General features: G+C 63.1%; 15 protein-coding genes. 14 read left to right on the top strand and 1 reads right to left on the bottom strand.

Annotated features, from left to right (window positions below; genetic code table 11):
* The first annotated feature begins 32 nt into the window (after positions 1-32).
* The 10 genes from AB4Y98_RS01490 to AB4Y98_RS01445 all read left to right on the top strand — a co-directional run bounded on the left by AB4Y98_RS01490 (position 33) and on the right by AB4Y98_RS01445 (position 12,661).
* Positions 33-1,673 carry a GMC family oxidoreductase gene (locus AB4Y98_RS01490; protein WP_442243607.1) on the top strand — a complete coding sequence of 547 codons (1,641 nt, stop codon included), beginning with the start codon at positions 33-35 and terminating at the stop codon, positions 1,671-1,673.
* Positions 1,670-3,067, top strand: coding sequence for a c-type cytochrome (locus tag AB4Y98_RS01485; protein ID WP_394195612.1), 1,398 nt, complete (start codon positions 1,670-1,672; stop codon positions 3,065-3,067). The genes AB4Y98_RS01490 and AB4Y98_RS01485 overlap by 4 nt, the downstream gene beginning before the upstream one ends.
* Entirely contained in the window at positions 3,064-4,335 is a 1,272-nt protein-coding gene (locus tag AB4Y98_RS01480; RefSeq protein ID WP_442243606.1) for a carbohydrate porin, read from the top strand. Before AB4Y98_RS01485 ends, AB4Y98_RS01480 begins: the two co-directional genes overlap by 4 nt.
* Before the next feature lie 259 nt (positions 4,336-4,594).
* Complete coding sequence (locus AB4Y98_RS01475) at positions 4,595-5,005, top strand: hypothetical protein (protein ID WP_394195614.1); 411 nt, start codon at positions 4,595-4,597, stop codon at positions 5,003-5,005.
* A 111-nt stretch (positions 5,006-5,116) separates the two neighbouring features.
* Positions 5,117-5,929, top strand: a complete 813-nt coding sequence (locus AB4Y98_RS01470) for a hypothetical protein (RefSeq protein WP_312785859.1) — start codon at positions 5,117-5,119, stop codon at positions 5,927-5,929.
* A 30-nt stretch (positions 5,930-5,959) separates the two neighbouring features.
* Positions 5,960-9,724, top strand: a complete 3,765-nt coding sequence (locus AB4Y98_RS01465) for a hypothetical protein (RefSeq protein WP_442243605.1) — start codon at positions 5,960-5,962, stop codon at positions 9,722-9,724.
* 103 nt (positions 9,725-9,827) lie between these two features.
* Positions 9,828-10,124, top strand: coding sequence for a hypothetical protein (locus tag AB4Y98_RS01460; RefSeq protein ID WP_127563146.1), 297 nt, complete (start codon positions 9,828-9,830; stop codon positions 10,122-10,124).
* An 18-nt stretch (positions 10,125-10,142) separates the two neighbouring features.
* Entirely contained in the window at positions 10,143-10,520 is a 378-nt protein-coding gene (locus AB4Y98_RS01455; RefSeq protein ID WP_442243604.1) for a hypothetical protein, read from the top strand.
* 132 nt (positions 10,521-10,652) lie between these two features.
* A complete protein-coding gene (locus tag AB4Y98_RS01450) occupies positions 10,653-12,227 on the top strand; it encodes an alpha/beta fold hydrolase (protein WP_442243603.1) in 1,575 nt (524 codons plus the stop codon).
* An 80-nt stretch (positions 12,228-12,307) separates the two neighbouring features.
* The gene (locus AB4Y98_RS01445) at positions 12,308-12,661 is read left to right on the top strand and encodes a hypothetical protein (RefSeq protein ID WP_164279926.1); all 354 of its coding nucleotides are present in this window, start codon (positions 12,308-12,310) and stop codon (positions 12,659-12,661) included.
* Between the two features lie 99 nt (positions 12,662-12,760).
* On the opposite strand, the gene AB4Y98_RS01440 is transcribed toward AB4Y98_RS01445, so the two are convergent.
* Entirely contained in the window at positions 12,761-13,165 is a 405-nt protein-coding gene (locus tag AB4Y98_RS01440) for a hypothetical protein (protein WP_442243602.1), read from the bottom strand.
* 162 nt (positions 13,166-13,327) lie between these two features.
* On the opposite strand from AB4Y98_RS01440, the gene AB4Y98_RS01435 reads away from it, so the two are divergent.
* From AB4Y98_RS01435 to AB4Y98_RS01420, 4 genes are all read left to right on the top strand, one after another.
* On the top strand, positions 13,328-13,486 hold the full coding sequence (locus AB4Y98_RS01435) for a hypothetical protein (protein WP_312108171.1): 159 nt from the start codon (positions 13,328-13,330) through the stop codon (positions 13,484-13,486).
* Between the two features lie 481 nt (positions 13,487-13,967).
* Positions 13,968-14,558 carry a hypothetical protein gene (locus tag AB4Y98_RS01430; protein ID WP_442243601.1) on the top strand — a complete coding sequence of 197 codons (591 nt, stop codon included), beginning with the start codon at positions 13,968-13,970 and terminating at the stop codon, positions 14,556-14,558.
* A 121-nt stretch (positions 14,559-14,679) separates the two neighbouring features.
* The gene (locus AB4Y98_RS01425; RefSeq protein WP_312108167.1) at positions 14,680-15,132 is read left to right on the top strand and encodes a GFA family protein; all 453 of its coding nucleotides are present in this window, start codon (positions 14,680-14,682) and stop codon (positions 15,130-15,132) included.
* A 60-nt stretch (positions 15,133-15,192) separates the two neighbouring features.
* On the top strand, positions 15,193-16,314 hold the full coding sequence (locus tag AB4Y98_RS01420) for a hypothetical protein (protein WP_442243600.1): 1,122 nt from the start codon (positions 15,193-15,195) through the stop codon (positions 16,312-16,314).
* Positions 16,315-16,318 lie beyond the last annotated feature (4 nt).

The following is a 16,318-nucleotide window of genomic DNA, read 5'->3' as shown; positions in this document are numbered from 1 at the left end:
CTCTTTTCCCGTAATTGTTATGGATTCCCCTCATGAAAGCTCCGGTTTTCCGTGATGGCGACGCCGATGCCGATGTTGTGATCGTCGGTTCGGGCGTCGTTGGCGCATTGATCGCCCACCAGTTGGTTCGTGCCGGAAAATCGGTTCTTGTGCTTGAGGCGGGCCCCCGCCTGCATCGTTCCGACGTGGTCGAGAACTGGCGCAACGTCAGCTTCGAACGGCGCATCGGCAGTGATTTCCAGGGGCCGTATCCACAGTCACCGCTTGCCACCGCGCCGCTGTACTTCCCGGCCAATGACTACGTGGGCCTGACCGGCCCCGACGCCAGCAGCTTCCATCAGGGCTTCATCAAGGCCGTGGGTGGCACCACCTGGCACTGGGCCGCCTCCTGCTGGCGCCACCTTCCAGTGGACTTCAGGATGCAGTCCACCTATGGGGTAGGGCGGGACTGGCCGATCAGCTACGACGACATCGAGCCTTACTACTGCCGCGCCGAGGAGGCGATGGGCGTCTCCGGGCCGAATGATCCGGCCAAGCAGAGCCCCTCCGAGCGATCCAGGCCCTACCTTGCCGACATGATCCCGTGGGGCAACGGTGACAAGGTGTTCGCCGAGGTGGTCAATCCGCACGGCTACAACCTGGTGCCCATTCCGCAGGGCCGCATGGTCACGCCCTGGAACGACCGGCCCGCCTGCTGCGGCAACAACAACTGCCAACCCATCTGCCCGATCGGCGCGATGTACAACGGCATCCATACCATCGAAGCGGCCGAGAAACTGGGTGCGCAGGTGCTGGCCGAAGCAGTTGCCTACAAGATCGATACCGACGCGCAGAACCGGGTAACGGCCATCCATTGGTATGACAACAACAAGGTCAGCCACAAGGCCACCGGCCGCAGTTTCGTCATCGCGTGCAACGCACTGGAGACGCCGCGTCTGCTGCTGCTTGCCGCCAACGAGCAGAACCCGAACGGTATTGCGAACAGCTCCGATCAGGTCGGGCGCAACATGCTCGACCATTCCGGTTTCCACTGCTCGTTCATTGCCGACAGGCCGATCTGGCTGGGCCGTGGACCGGCGCAGTCCAGCTGCATGGTTGGCCCGCGAGACGGCGCCTTCCGCTCGCAGTACTCGGCCACCAAGATCATCCTCAACAACATCAGCCGGGTGGCGATCGCCACCGACCAGGCGCTGAAGAAAGGCCTGGTCGGCGACGCGCTGGATGCGGAGATCCGCCGCCGTGCGGTATTCGGCGTGGATCTGTCGATCAGCCTGGAACCCTTGCCGGATCCCAGCAACCGGTTGACGCTGTCGAAAACGCGGGTCGACGGCCACGGCCTGGCCTGCCCGGATATCCATTACTCACTGGGCGACTACGCCCGCAAGGGTTACGACGAATCCTGCAAACAGCTGCGGCATATCGGCTCGCTCTTCAATGCCGAGGAGTTCGTCATCACCACGGCGCTCAACGCCAACAACCACATCATGGGCTCGACCATCATGGGCGCTGACCCGCGCGATTCGGTGGTCGATGGCGATTGCCGCGCACATGATCATCCGAACCTGTGGCTTCCCGGCGGCGGCCCGATGGTGTCGGCCAGCGTGGTCAACAGCACCTTGACCATGGCCGCGCTGGCGCTGAGGGCAGCTGATGCCATCGAGCGTGCAGCATGAAGACCTTCGCCTCGGCTCTGCTGATGCTGCTGGCCGCAGCCAGTCAATCCGCGCGCGCAGACGAGGTTGCCGAGCGTGGGCGCTACCTGTCTGTCGCTGCGGACTGCGTGGCATGCCACACCAGCCCCAAGCAGGGCAAACCCTACGCAGGCGGCTACGCGATTGCGTCGCCGCTGGGTGAGATATGGGCAAGCAACATCACGCCCTCCAGAAGCCATGGCATCGGCCTCTACAGCGAAGATGATTTCGCCAAGGCGGTACGCGAAGGCGTGCGCAAGGATGGCGCCCACCTGTATCCGGCGATGCCCTATACCTCGTATGCCAAGCTGACCGACGAGGACATCCACGCGTTGTATACCTACTTCATGAAGGAGGTGGTGCCGGTCGATGAAGAAGCACACGCGACCGAGCTGCCGTTCCCCTTCAGCATCCGCCAGTCCATGGCGGTGTGGAACCTGCTGTTCCTGGACAAGGAAACGTTCAAGCCCGATGCGGGCAGGAGCGCGCAGTGGAATCGCGGCGCCTATCTGGTGGAGGGCCTGGCGCACTGCTCCAGCTGCCACAGTCCGCGCGGGCTGATGATGCAGGAGGTGGACGGCAAGGCCTTCGCCGGCGGATCGCTGGGTGACTGGTACGCCCCCAACATCACCTCCCACCCCACCAGCGGTATCGGGGGTTGGAGCGATGCCGAGCTGGCCCAGTACCTGAAGACCGGCCGCGTCGCCGGCAAGGCACAGGCCGGTGGCGGCATGGCCGAAGCGGTGAGCAACAGCCTGTCCAGGCTGCAGGACGAGGACATCGCCGCCATCGTCGCCTACCTGCGCACGGTGCCGGCCGTGGCCGACCCTGATGCCACGCGGGCCGCCTTTGCCTGGGGCGATGTCGCCTCGACGGCGGGCGAGCAGCCGGTACGAGGTACGGGAGCGGCACTGGCATCGGGCGGCGTACTGTACTCGGGCTTGTGCGCAAGCTGCCATGGATCGCGGGGCGAGGGCAGCAGGGACGGGTACTACCCCTCCCTGGTGCACAACACCACCGTCGGCATGACCCGCCCGCAGAACCTGATCGCCACCATCATCGGCGGCATTGACCGCGATGTGCACGGCGAACACGCGTTGATGCCGCACTTCTCGAAAGGCTCGTTCGTACAGGACCTGAGTGACGCCGATATCGCAGCGGTTGCGACCTACGTGCGCACGCAGTTCGGGCCGGGCGACCAGGTCACCGAGGCGCAGGTTGCGCTGACCCGTGCCGGCGGCGAGAAGCCACTTCTGGCGAAGATTGCACGCTTGTGGCTGCCGATGCTCATCCTTGCCGTGCTGGCGTTGGTAGGCATCGTGCTGCTGGTGCGACGCGCCTGGAAGACCCGAAAGGCGCGGAGGGCGGCCGCATGAATTTCGTATCCTTGACCGGCATCGGGCTGCTTGCCTTCATCGTCAACGGGTCGGTGTCGGCTGCCGAATCAAGTGCCACCGCCAAGCCCAAATCGGTCGACAGCGTCGTGCAGACGCCGCTGAGCGCGGATTGGGCAGCGCGCCTCTGGCTGCAGGACCACGGCGTTACCCCCAGCGCACGCATCGTGATCGGCAGCGGCGTCAACAGCGATGGTTACAAGGGCAGTGGCTGGTCCACCGCCGAGCACATCGACCTGGGCGCGACGATCGACACCGGCAAGGCATTCGGCTTCGACGGCACCTTGCGCGTGGTGTTCTCCGATCGCTTCGGCAACGCCATCAACGAACGATCCACCGGTTCCTACATCCAGAACCAGGCCTTCTATGGCCAGGGCCAGAACCTGCGTTTCAACGAGCTCTCCTACGAGCGTTTGCTGCTGGACAAGCGGTTGAGCCTGAAGGGTGGCTTCTACTCGATGGGCAACGACTTCGGTGGCTTGCCTTACACCTGCAACTTCAACAACAACGGCCAGTGCGGGCATCCGCTGGGCCCGATCTACAGTTCTGGCTGGCTGGACAATCCGACAGGCCAATGGGGCCTGCGGGTAAAGTGGAACGATCCTTCAGGCTGGTACGCGCAGACCGGCATCTACGACGTCAATCCAACGCGCAAGCAGGCCAACAGCGGCTTCCGTGTATCGACGAGGGGAAAGACCGGCCTGTTCCTGCCAGTCGAGCTGGGCTACAGCCATGGCAAGTCCGGAGAGGACTACGGCGGCACTTACAAGATCGGTTACTACCTGGATACCTCCAACGCCGATGATATCGGTGACCCGACGGCACCTCGCGCTTCGCATCGCAGCGGTTCGTACGTGCAGGCCGCACAGCGGGTGTGGAAGCCCGAGGGTGACACGGTGCGCGGCATTTCGGTGTTCGGCGTGGCTACCCGTGCCGACGCAAAAACAGGGCTGATGCGCTACTCGTGGGAAGCGGGCGTGAGCTGGCGCGGCGTGATCGCGTCGCGCGAGGATGATGTGCTCAGCCTGGCCTGGAACCGGCTGGACATCTCCGACCGGCTCGCCCGCCATCAGCAGCTGACCGGAAAGGATGTGCAGAGCAACGAGCAGTTCGTCGAGCTGAACTACGGCGTGCAGGTCGCCCCGTGGCTGGTGCTGCGGCCGGCGGTGCAGTACGTGGCACGGCCCGGCGCCTATGCCAGCCGGCCTGACAGCTGGGTGTTCACCCTGCAGGCGCAGGCGACGCTGTAGCGCTGCGTCAAATAATTGACCATTTTCCCCGGCGATATTCCGGGGTCCAATGGATTATCTGCACTTTCTACTTTTGCGACGCCGCGCACGATATTCATTGATTATAGGATCATACTTCGCCGCAACTGCAGGAGCGGATGCAAGGTTCGCCCTCCGGCCTGGATTCAACGAACGGGCCGCATGCAGAAGCGGGAATACACGATTGGCGTAACAAGAATTTCAGGCTTGTACATACGTCCAAATGCGAAGGGGGCAGGGGATGCGCACGCGAACCTTTGGAATGCTGGCCGTCGGCATGGTCGCCTTGTTGGGATTTGAAGGGGCGGCCCTGGCGGACTTGCCGAAGAACATGATTTTCTTCATGTCCGGAACTGCTTGCCCGGCAGGCAGCAGCCGGCTCACCAATGCGAATGGCAGGATGCTGCTGGTGGCCAACGATACAGGTGCGATCGGGTCGACCTCGGGAAAGGCGCTGTCAGACCGCGAAGATCGCAGGCACAAGCACAAGGCGAAGGTTTCAGCCAATTTGAACGAGCATTCGATATCGGCCGCCAGCAGTTGCTGCAACAGCCAATCGACCCGCAAGGGAGAGCACTCTGCGGAGCTGGAGACCGACGAGTCGACATCCGCGCTGCCGTTCGTTCAATTGCTTGCCTGCAAGGTCGATTGACTTCTCCTTCAAGCTGCACGTTTCCAACACCAAGCGCCGTGCTGCGACCTCGGGTCCAGTACATGCCTGACCACGACCGCTTTCGCCTCACGCTCACTCAAAAGGTGCGACATGGCTACCACGCGTCGTCTTTCCCGGCCAACCCAGGCCCCGCTGCTCGCAGCTTTTCTCCTGTACGCATCCGCGCCGCAGATCGTTGCAGCAGCTGATGCCATGCCATTCTTCACGCAGGCCTATTTTGCCGGCACATGCCCAGAGGGCTGGACATCGGTCGATGGTGCCAAGGGACGCTTTGTGGTGCCCGCGCCCCTGGGCGCCGGTGTCGGCGGCTTTGCCGGAGATGCGCTCGATGGAAAAAAGCCTCCGGCGCACAGGCATCAGCGCATCAACGGCAAGATCAATCTCCCATCGAAGAACTTCGTGCTGATCGGCGGTTGCTGCAATGGCAGCCTGGGTGATTCCGGGGATTATGCGGTGAGCGGTGCCTCCGAGGAGGCGAGCGGCGACCTGCCTTACGCCCAGTACGGCCTCTGCATCAAGACCTCCAATGGCGATGGTTCTGCCATCCCGTCAGGTCTGATGACCTTCATGGCACAGACGATGTGTCCGACATCGTGGGAGGTGGAAAATTCAGTTGCGGGGCGCTATATCGTAGCGCTCCCCGATAATGGCACGCCCTACTACCAGTTCGGCGGGAAGCCGCTGGATCCAAGCGAAGTGCGCAGCCACGTGCATGGCGTGCAGGGAAAGATTCCGTTCAGCGGCCATGACATCGCGGGCGCCAGCGGCTGCTGCGCCAGCGGCTATGCGTCCAAGGGCGATTTCAACATCGTCGACACCAAGACGGCGCCGGTTGCCGGGCAGCCGTCCGACAGTGCGGTGCAGGCGCCGTACTACACCGCGCTGATGTGCCGGAAGCACTGAGTCCGGCTTTGGAAGGGCAGGGAGAGCATCATGAGCTGGGGTCACTTTGGCGGCGAACGGGATCGGGAACGTGCCGATGCCTCCGATCGTAATGCGCCAGGCACGGCCGCCGTACGGGTGCGCAATCGCGCTTGCCCATCGTTGATGCGTGCAGTTGTGGCAATGTGCTTGGCTGCGGCAGCGCTTGCCAACGTTGCGGCGGCACAGCAGGCAATGCAGGTGCACCGGGAAAGCGCTGCTGAGGTGCGCCCCGGTGAAGTGGATCCCATCACCAACCCGAAGCGGCTGACGATGTTCCCGGTCAGCACCATCGGAATGCTGGCGAGTCAGAACTCATCGCTGTACAGCGATCTGTTCGACTACGCCGCAGCCAACGCAGAGCTCACCCAGTGGAACGTGTCGGCGCAGAAGCTGCAGCCGGGAGATTCCTGCCAGCAGTCACAGCGGCGACGCCTTGCCCATGGCCGCGTATCCACGCCCGATTTCGAGCAGGCGGTGTGCATGACCAACTTCGGCATCACTGTTTATACAAGCCCTCTGAAGATCAACGATGGTCAGCGCGCAACGCTGTCCTTTGCCAATCCCTCCACCAGCATGGCGGGGCGCAATTTCGATCTGGCGGTCGGGGAGATCCTGCGGCGCCCCAACCAGGATGAACAGCCCCAACAGATGATCGTTGCCGCCTATGCCAACCTGCAGCAGCGACTGCAGGTCGACGTGATCCTCTGGACGCCAGGAGAGGGTTCGCAAGGCGGACTGGAAGTGGCTGCCTCCTATGTCGGCCCGGCCGATGAGGCGCCCACCGGCGACGTCGCGGTGACGCTGGGGGACTACATGAACGACGGCACCCTGCAGATCGTCACTGCCGCCGATGCGTCTGCTGGCGCCGGCGCCGGACGCATCCGCCTGGCGGCGTACCGCTATGCGAGCGACGGCAGCAAGCACGCCCTGCAGCGAGTCGGCACCTCCTATGCGTACGATGTCCCCAGCGGCCGCCCGAGTTCGATCGGGCTCGCCTCGGCGGACTTCGTTGGCCGAGGCCATGAGCAGTTCATCGTGAGCTATCTCGCCCAACGGGACGCCGGCGCCGACCAGATGCTGTCACTGGCCTATTTCGATCCGGCTAAGCTGGAGCAGATAGGGCCGCCGAGGGCAAAGTCCCTGGTCGGACCTGTCGCCGGCAACTCCTACGCCGATCTCGCTACTGGCCTGTTCCAGTTCGATCCCCGGACAGCCACTCCGGCAAGCGATCCGTTCTTCAGGCGGCAGCTGGCGATCGCCTACGTGTCACCCGACGGCAGAGTAATGGGGCGCGTACTGCAGGTCCGTGATGGCACGCCGCCATCCTTCCATGCCGGTCCGGAAGCTCAGTTCTCGTCGGACCGATCGCCGGTCGCGACCACCGGGTTGGGCCCGATGGTCGCGGCAGGCAATTTCATCGGCCTCAAGAACGATGGCGTCGATCCGCGGCACCAGCTGGCGGTGGCACTGCCCCAACGGGGTGACCAACCCGGGCGCATCCTGCCGGAGATCGTTGTCGCCCGTGTCAACAACGAGTCGTTTGCACTTGATCCGGTGTATCGCCACCGCATGCCCAACTACGAGAGCACCGGCCTGGTCTTCGGCGTGCCGATCATCGCCTATGATCGTGGTGGCGATTCCCTGTATCTGGGAAATCCAGCGCACATCACCATCCAGGACATGATCGATCCGCAGTACGTGGTCGGCATGCCGCCTCGCCACGTTGATGCGCTGCCTGACCCCGGTGGTGATTCTCCCTACAGGATCGTCAACCTGCTTGGTGGCTTCGGTCCATCGGCGTTCAGTGTCACCTTGCGTGACAGCGCAGACAGCACGCTCACCGAGACATCAACCAACTCCAGCTCGTCCCGGTTCGGTGGCGGCCTTACGCAGACCGTGGGCAGCACCGTCGGTGGCGGCTTCATGAACATTGCCAACTTCGAGACGTCGCTCTCGGTAAGAACGGCGGCATCGTTCGAGACCAACAGCATGGAGCGCACGCTCAACAACGACTACCAGTCGATCACCACCCAGAAGGCCGCCACCACCACCCAGGACGACCACTTGGTATTCAACATGCGCCTGATCGATATCTGGCGCTATCCCGTTTACGGCGTGAACCAGGAGCGCTCGGGCCGGTTCCCCTTCTACGACATCGTCATACCCGGGCAATTGATGGAGTACAGCGGCGGCGGCCTGAACTACGACTGGTACAACCCGTCGCACCAGAACTACAACGCCACCAGCTATCCGGAGATCCCGACGCAGGGTTTGTTCGCCACCGACATCGGCATGTTCAGCTTTCGCGATGAGGCGGGGAAGACCGTCGAGGTGGCGGGAAAACCGCTCAACAGCCCCATCGCGCGTGCCTTCGATGGCAATGCCCAGACGTTCAGCCTCGACTACACCAGGGAATCCGGCTCCAGCAGCGAGAAGTCCTTCTCCTATTCGCTCAGCAGGAGCATCGACATCACCACCGGATTCCGGGCGTCAGCAGACGTGCGCATGTTCAGCGGCAGCGCCAACTACGAAGGCACCGTCAGCCTGTCTGACGCATCGAACTGGGAAAGCAGCGTAGTCGCGCAGCGTACGATGCGCAACTCGCGGGGAATCACCCTCGATCAGCCGGATGTGCCCGGAATTGCCTCACGGGCCTATCACTACCAGACACTGATCTATGTCACCGGCAATGGCGGCATCAAGGTCGCGCATGGTACCGACTTCCTCCGCTCGTCCGGTGGATCGCAGTGGTGGAAATCCACCTATGGCGGACGACCGGATCCTGCCCTCAACCTGCCGTGGCGCATGGCCTACGACCCGACGCAAGGCGCGTGGACACTGGCGCCGCAGGACGAGTACTTCCGGTTGCGTGGACTGACGCTCACCGAGGCCTTGCCGGACGATGTCACCGGCGAGTACGCACCGCTGCTGGGTGGCGTGGATGCAGGAACCAAGGTCAGGGTCGTGGTACCGGTGCACAACTACTCTCTCGATACAGCTGCGCAGAAGGTCGTCGTCGCCTTCGCCTATCGCGCAAGGGCGCCGGACGCCGACAGGCTGGGCGGGCGCGAACCGGTCTCTGCACACGAAGAGGACTATGTCGAGTTCGCTCGTTCAAAGCCGATCACCATTGCGCCGCGCGGTGTCGCCAACGTCGACGCGCTGTGGAATACCGCCAACCTGGGCGGTAGTGACGCCGGCACTGCCTATGAGTTCAAGATCACCGTGGACCCGGACGATGCGATTCCCGACAAGTTGCACGGATCGGATCCCGCCGCCGGTGCGCAGACCATCGGCCATTGGCCATGGAATGGCGGCTTCTGGGTATTCAATGCCCAGAAGCCCGGCGCGAAAACGCGGCGCCATGACCTCCGTCAATCGCCACAGACGCCTCGATTGACGCTGAGCGTGCCGGCGCCCGCGCGACCGGCAGGTGAGGGCAGGGCGGCTGAAGGCAAGCGCACTGACGTTGCCACCGTGATCATCGATATGCCGGCAGCGGACCGCTCTCTGCGTCGACTGATCATCGGTGGCATCGACGCCGACGGCAGACGCGTCGCGCTGGCGTCGCGCTCCCTCTATGGACTAGGGCCCGGCCAGCATCGGTTTGACATCAGGCTTGGGGCCGCAGATGGCCCGGTCGCCCTGGCATCGCTGCACGCCTGGATGTCCTCGGGTGCGCTGCGCGGAGAATCACGCGCCGGCATCAGCACGCAGGGCGTGGATGCGGTGCATCCCGGTGCAAAGGAATCGAACCCAACAGAAGGGGAGTGATGCGTGACGAGGCGAGGCAGTCGCCTTCGGTGATCCACCCGTATCGGTTGGCGTGAGGCTATGCCGCCGGAATATCGACTTCAATGCATGGAGGGGTATCCCGATGAGAACGACCATTGTTGTAGCGATGCTGCTTGTAGCTGGCTCGATTTCCACAGCGAATGCCGCACAGTGCTATCAGGGGAGGGCCACGGTGCGACAGAACGCGCCAGCGAACATGTGCACGCAGCCGGAAAAGGGCTATGCCAACACCGGCAAAGGTCCATTGACCCATGACGGTTGCACGGCAGCCAAGAACCAGGCCGCTACCAAGCTGAGAGCGCGCCTGCAGCAGAGTTGTCGCGCCTATGTGCAGACCAATGAATCGTGCACCGTCATCACCGCTCCGACCTGTACCTGACAAGGGTGGTGAGGTGGTTTGCGGATTCATGCCTGCTGGCGGCGGGTTGGCTCGGGCCGGATGCCGGGGCCGATCCGACTGCTGGCGCTCGAACAGACAACAGGGACTACTGCGATGACGGACTGCAGAACCTTCAACGGGGTCACCAAGGCCATCTTCAGCTGCGTCAAGAAGAAGAGCTTCGAGGAGCACGGCACGGTCTACGAACCGGCGAATGCGAACCAGGGCAAGGCAACGACGAAAGTGCCGGTGGTCGGGACGGTGGTCGTCAGCTTCAGCTTCGATCCAACTGCGGGAACGATTGTCTACTGCATCATCTCAAAGCCCTGGATCGTGTCCGCTTCCCAGGTCTTCGATGGCATCGGCGACACCATCAATTCCTGCCGGAAGTCGTAGGGCCTGCGCAGGCACGCCGATGGCATGTCTTGCGCCTCCTTGCCCCAGCCATGCTGCAACGCAAGGTGTAAGCCACCATTCGCACTGGTACGGTCCTGCCCGTTGCACCACCAACGACGGGGAGAGACGACGATGCGCAAGGTATTGCTGCTGTTGATCCTGCTGACCGGACTGGCGCCCACCGCCTGGGCTGCCACGGTCAAGACCACCCACCGCACCCTTCCCAGCTGGGATGGCACGCCCCTCGGGGTCTTTGTCATCGAGCCCCAGGACGCAGGTGGCGGCAAGTACCCGCTGCTGGTGATGCCCAGCAGCTGGGCCGTTCCCAGCGTGGAGTACGTGGGGGTGGCACAGTCGCTGGCCAAGCGCGGCTATGTGGTCCTCAGCTACAGCTCGCGCGGCTTCTGGGAGTCCGGCGGGGCCATCGATATTGCCGGGCCGGCCACGGTCGAGGATGTCAGCGCATTGATCGACTGGGCGCTGGACAACACCCAGGCCGACCCGGCGCGGATCGGCGTCTCGGGCATCTCCTACGGCGCCGGCACCAGCCTGCTGGCGGCGGCACGCGATCCCCGCATCAAGGCGGTGGCCGCGCTCAGCGGATGGGCCGACCTGCAGGCGTCGCTGTACGCCAACGACACCCCCAGCGCACAGGGAATCGCGCTGCTGGTGGCCGCCGGCCTGGTCACCGGCCGACCCGGGGCAGAGCTGGCCACGATCAATCGCAACGTGGTGGTTGGCAACTACCAGGGTGCAGTGGAATCGCTGCTGCCCGTGGCCGCCATCCGCAGCCCCGCTGCGAGCATCAGCGAGATCAACGCCAACCAGCCGGCCGTGTTCCTGGCCAACGCCTTCAACGACAGCCTGTTCCCGCCGGGTCAGCTGGTGGATTTCTTCAACCAGCTGAAAGGCCCCAAGCAGCTGCAACTGCGCCACGGCGACCATGCCCTCAACGAGGCCTTGGGCGCACTGGGCATTCCAAACGAGGTCTACGAGTCGGCGGGCGACTGGTTCGACCATTACCTCAAGGGCGTGGCCAATGGCATCGACCGCCAGCCGGCGGTGCAGCTGAAGTCGCAGAAGGGCAGCTGGAGCAGCTACCCGAACTGGCAGGCCACCAACAGTGGTGCGGTCAGCTACGCGTTGACCGCACCGGGCGGCCTGCTTCTGCCCACCGGGGGGCTGGTTGAAAACGGGCGCAGCAATGGCTGGAACTACCGCATCGGCAGCGGCCTGGGGACCGCCGCCAATTCCGGCGTGGCGATGGTGTCCGGCTCGCTGCAGATGATCAACCTTCCGCCGGGTGCGTACGTGCCTTTCATCGGGCGCAACGCCGCAGGTGTCTGGCAGGGGCCGGTGTACTGGAACGCACGCCGCCTGGACGGCGCGCCGGAAGTACGGGTGACCGTTACCCCCAGCCGCGCCAACACCACGCTGTATGCCTATCTGTACGCGGAAGATGTGCTGGGCAATGGCCAGCTGATCAGCCACAAGCCGTACACCCTGCGTGGCGTTGCGCCCGGCCAGGCGACCACCCTCGATCTTCGGCTGGAAGCGAGCAGCTGGAACATTCCGGCGGGCAGCCGGCTGACGCTGGTGGTCGATACGGTGGACCTGCGCTATGCAGGCATCAGCCAGTTGGGCGGGGCGGTGACCTTCAGTTCGCCCGCGTCAGCACCATCGGTGCTGAAGGTGCCGTTGCATTGAGTTGCAAGCGGGCGCCCGTCGTTGCGGGCGCCTGCATGCGTTGGTTACGCTGTTCGCATTCATGACGCATGGAGTATTCGATGGGGCCGGAAACGCTGATCGGCACAGCGGCAGCCGCCATCGCGCTGGTGGTAGTGCTGGCCCTGTTCAACAAGAAGCGACAGCCACCTTCGCGGATCTTCAAGTGCGGTCGCTGCGGCAGCGCCGCTCACCACAATGATCGCACCAGCAACGCCTGGCGCAATGGCAAGACCCGGTTCTTCTGCCAGGCCTGCCATCGCCAGTGGCTGCAGTCACAGCCGCCGTCCGAGCGGAGAAGCGGCGACGCTCGGAGCGATTTCACATCCAGCACCAGCAACGGCGGCTGCCTTGGCGTGCTCGCGCTGCTCGCCGTGTTGCCACTGGGCGGATGGCTGGCCTGGGCCTGTATCTGAAACTACGTGTTGTGCCGTCCTGCAGCGTGCGGGGCCTCCTGCCATCCTGTCAGATCCAGCTGAGGACACCAGAAGACACCTGCGGACCGCGTGTTGCACTTAAAGCTTGCCGGCCGTCCTATAGCGGGACACGCCCTGTTCGATCAGCATCTGCAGCTCACGCAGAAGAGCCGGGTCCCAGGCATCGAAGTTGAAGCAGGACTTTCCTTGCATATGCTTCTTCAGCGCCGGGCTGATGCCCGCCAGCAGCTCGGGAAAGGTGTAGACGGGCATGAAGTGGAACGAATGCCTGCGAGCCGACGACTTCACCGCGCCGAAGAACTGCGCCTTGCCCTTGGCGTCTGCGTTCCTGCAATTGGCGTAGAAGTGACCGTCCTCGTCATGCACGACGAGAAGATCGGTCTTGTAGGGAAGCAATAGATCACGCAGGGCGACGAACAGGTCCGTCGCGGCACCGTCCATGTTGAGATTCGACTGGGCAGCAGATGCTTGCGGGATTTTCATGGAAGTAGCCCGGAAGGGAGCGCGGGTGAGAGATCGTGCGCAGGTTCTGCTGGGCAAGCCTATCACGGGGCAGTAAGCCGACAGCGGCAGATGGCTATGGACTTATAGCCACGAGCACCTGACCATGGCGCTCCAAGAAAACCCCCGCAACCTGGCAGCTCGATGAAAACACTGGCGCTGATCGCACTTTCCCTCTCCATCTGCATCAGCCTGGCTGGCTGCATTGCGCCATTTCGCGTAAAGGTGCGCGAGTTTGCGTCTGCCGACGTGCCGTCGCCAGAAAAGCGCGATGCGCCCGTTCGGTCAGCGCCGCCGCAGTAACGAAGCAGGAGGCTGCTGCCGGGCAGATATGGCGTATCAAGTGATCGCGCTGTCCACCAGCACCACATTGGTGAGGGCGCTGGAAGCGATCGCACAGCCCTACCCGTTGCCTGAGCTGCATCATCTTCAGCCAGGCAATTCGCACTTCATCCTGCCGTCAACATAGTTCAGCGCTGTTGATCAGGTTCACCGTTTTGGCAGAGGCCAGCGGGCTGAAGGCAAGCATGCAGCCGGCAATCATCAGGGTGTGCAGCTTGGTCATGTGGTTGCGCCCTGCAGAAGTCCAATGAAGTGTCAGCATGGTTCGGCGCCGTTAATAGCATGTGGTTGCGGCTTCGCTGGCCGCGGAACCATCAGGGGCGCAACCCTCAAGAAAGATGCACGGCAGCCGCTAATGCTCGGGAGAAGGTCGTGTCGCCCTCTCGATTTCGCAATCCTGATCCGGATACAAGGACGTAGTTCTGTGAGAATCACTGTAGTTTTGGCGCTGGCGCTGTCTGTCAGCGGATGCGGGATGCTTCCAAAGAAGGAAACGCCCGAACAGACGGCGGCTGCATCCCGCTTCTATCCGGGCAAGTCAATCGACCAGGTTCGTGCCGCATCGACAGAGGTCTTGAATCTACTGGCGCCGGGGAAGATGAAGTACGACGCTGGCGCGGCCGGTATCGCGGCCAAGCGTGAATATGGCTATGTGGAACGGCGCATGGGTTACCAGGGGAGCATGACGACGTTCTACAACGTGAGTATGACGGCGGTTAGCTGGTATACCGTTGTCTTCTCCGAAGAAGCGGGTGGCACGCGGGCCCGCTTTGCGGTGCAGACCCGTGCCGATGACCAGGGTTCGTACTGGGCCAATCCGGCGATCCCGGAGATTCACCGCAGCTTCCGCCACAATCTCCCGCTGGACGGCCGTTACGGCGTTGCCGATCTGAAGCTGTTCCATGACCGCGTCGAGTACCTGCTGGGGCTGCGTCCGCAGTGGACATCGTGCAGCGACGTGAAGGAGCCGGGCATGCCCCTCGAGTTCTGTGATCGCGCCGGTGCCAACGACGTGGGTCCAGCTCAGCCGTGACCGAACCGGGGCCGGCCTCTGTTTGATGTGCAGGGGCGGGCCCGGACCAAGAGGCATCCTCTTGTGAAGGACGAGCGGTAACAGCACACTCCTCGCCAGCCACTCCCATAAAGAAACATCCATGTCCCTTTGCATCACCTGCCTGTGCGGCGCAAATACCATGGAACTGCATGGCCGTCCCGCTGCGCAGGCGAACTGCCACTGCGCCACCTGCAGGGATTTCTACGGCGTTGCGATGCTCTCGGCCACCGCATGGGCGGCCGAATCGGTGAGCGTTTCGGGGACGAAGAATGCGCGTTTCCAGCACCCGGCCAAGCAGCTTTCCAAGACCTTCTGCCTGACCTGCGGGGATGTCTTGTTTGGCACCAATCGCCTGGGCATGCGCGTGGTTCCCAACACTCTTGTTGCGCGAGCTGCCGAGGGCGTGCTGGGTGCAGGGTTTGCGCCAACGATGCACCTGTTCTACCGGGAGCGTGTCATCGACGTTGCAGATGCGCTGCCGAAGTACCTCGATGGGTGGGATGGTCCGCTTCATGTGAGCCAGAAACATCCGCAGCCATGTCCTGGCCCCTGACGATACGAGGCCGCAATGTCCATGGATAAATCGTGGGGCAAGATCAAAAGGACTGCGCAGATGAGCTCGCCAATCACTAACGACCTGGTACTGGATACGCTCCGGAAGAGCTTTGAAGGCCTGCCCGCGACCGATGGTGTGGGCCTGCCATTGCTTGCAGTCTGCGCAGCATTCGATGATTTCAACGCGCTTTCCATTGGAAGGAAGCTCGATGAGGAAGCGCTTACCAGCCTGTTCCTGGGGCACTTGGGGTCGAGCATCCGCCATGCAAGCTGCATCTGGCCAGAAGGCGACGTTGGCGGCAATCGCATGGGCCTGCGCTGGCTCCATTACAGCCGCCCGGCAGAAAACACCTTTGGCAGTGACTTCGCGCTGCTGATCGCCGCACCTGGGCAGGACGAGCGCTACCGGTTGGCGGTCTTCCAGGCCAAACGCTGCGATGGGTCTGCCGTTGACCTGAAGCGGGCACCCGCATGGGATCTGGGTGAGAGTCCCGATGGCAATGGGGCTCCAGCGTCGGTCAGCAAAGCCAGTAGGGATCAGCTGGAGAAGGAACGCAAGGCAAAGCGTGTGGAGGAAGCCGACGCCGAGCTTGAACGCTATCTTGGGTGGTTACAGAAAACAGATTCCGTGCTTACGGCTGACCAGCTTTCGGAGATTGAACAGCGACAGCCCGGCAAATGCTGGCAACTTACCAAACTGGTCATCCTTGCCCTCAGGCTGAGGCACCAGTTCAACAGGCCGGCGGCGGCGAGCGTGAATTATGTGCTGTGGCCAGAGCAGACCGGCAAGCCTGTGACCTATGCGCCCGTGGCCCATGCCAGATTGGAGCGTCTGGTTGACAGCAAGAGACCCACGACAGCGCCGGTGGCGCAGCGGAATACGGCGTCCGGGGAAACGCTTGGGCGTAGCAGGCAACGTCTGGAACCACCCCAAAGCGAGCTTCGCACGCTTTTGATGGCGTGGCTGACGGAAGACGGGGGCAGCGGCGACTCCTTGAGCGTGGACGAAGCTGCCGACGCCTGCCAGTTGATCACTGACTGTGTCGGCTCGGTCGCCATCGTCGACCTTCGCAGTTCAGGGCCCGCACTCACCCTGGATAGCAGGATCGGACTGGTAGAACCTGCTGCAGCACTGTCCACCTACGAACACGCGTTCGAAGGCACCGGGTACACGCCCTGATGCA

The sequence above is a fragment of the Stenotrophomonas sp. 2YAF26 genome, assembly GCF_052114625.1.
Lineage (GTDB): Bacteria > Pseudomonadota > Gammaproteobacteria > Xanthomonadales > Xanthomonadaceae > Stenotrophomonas > Stenotrophomonas indicatrix.
Note: the sequence above shows the minus strand (reverse complement) of the source record. Positions and strands in the feature narration are given on the sequence as shown.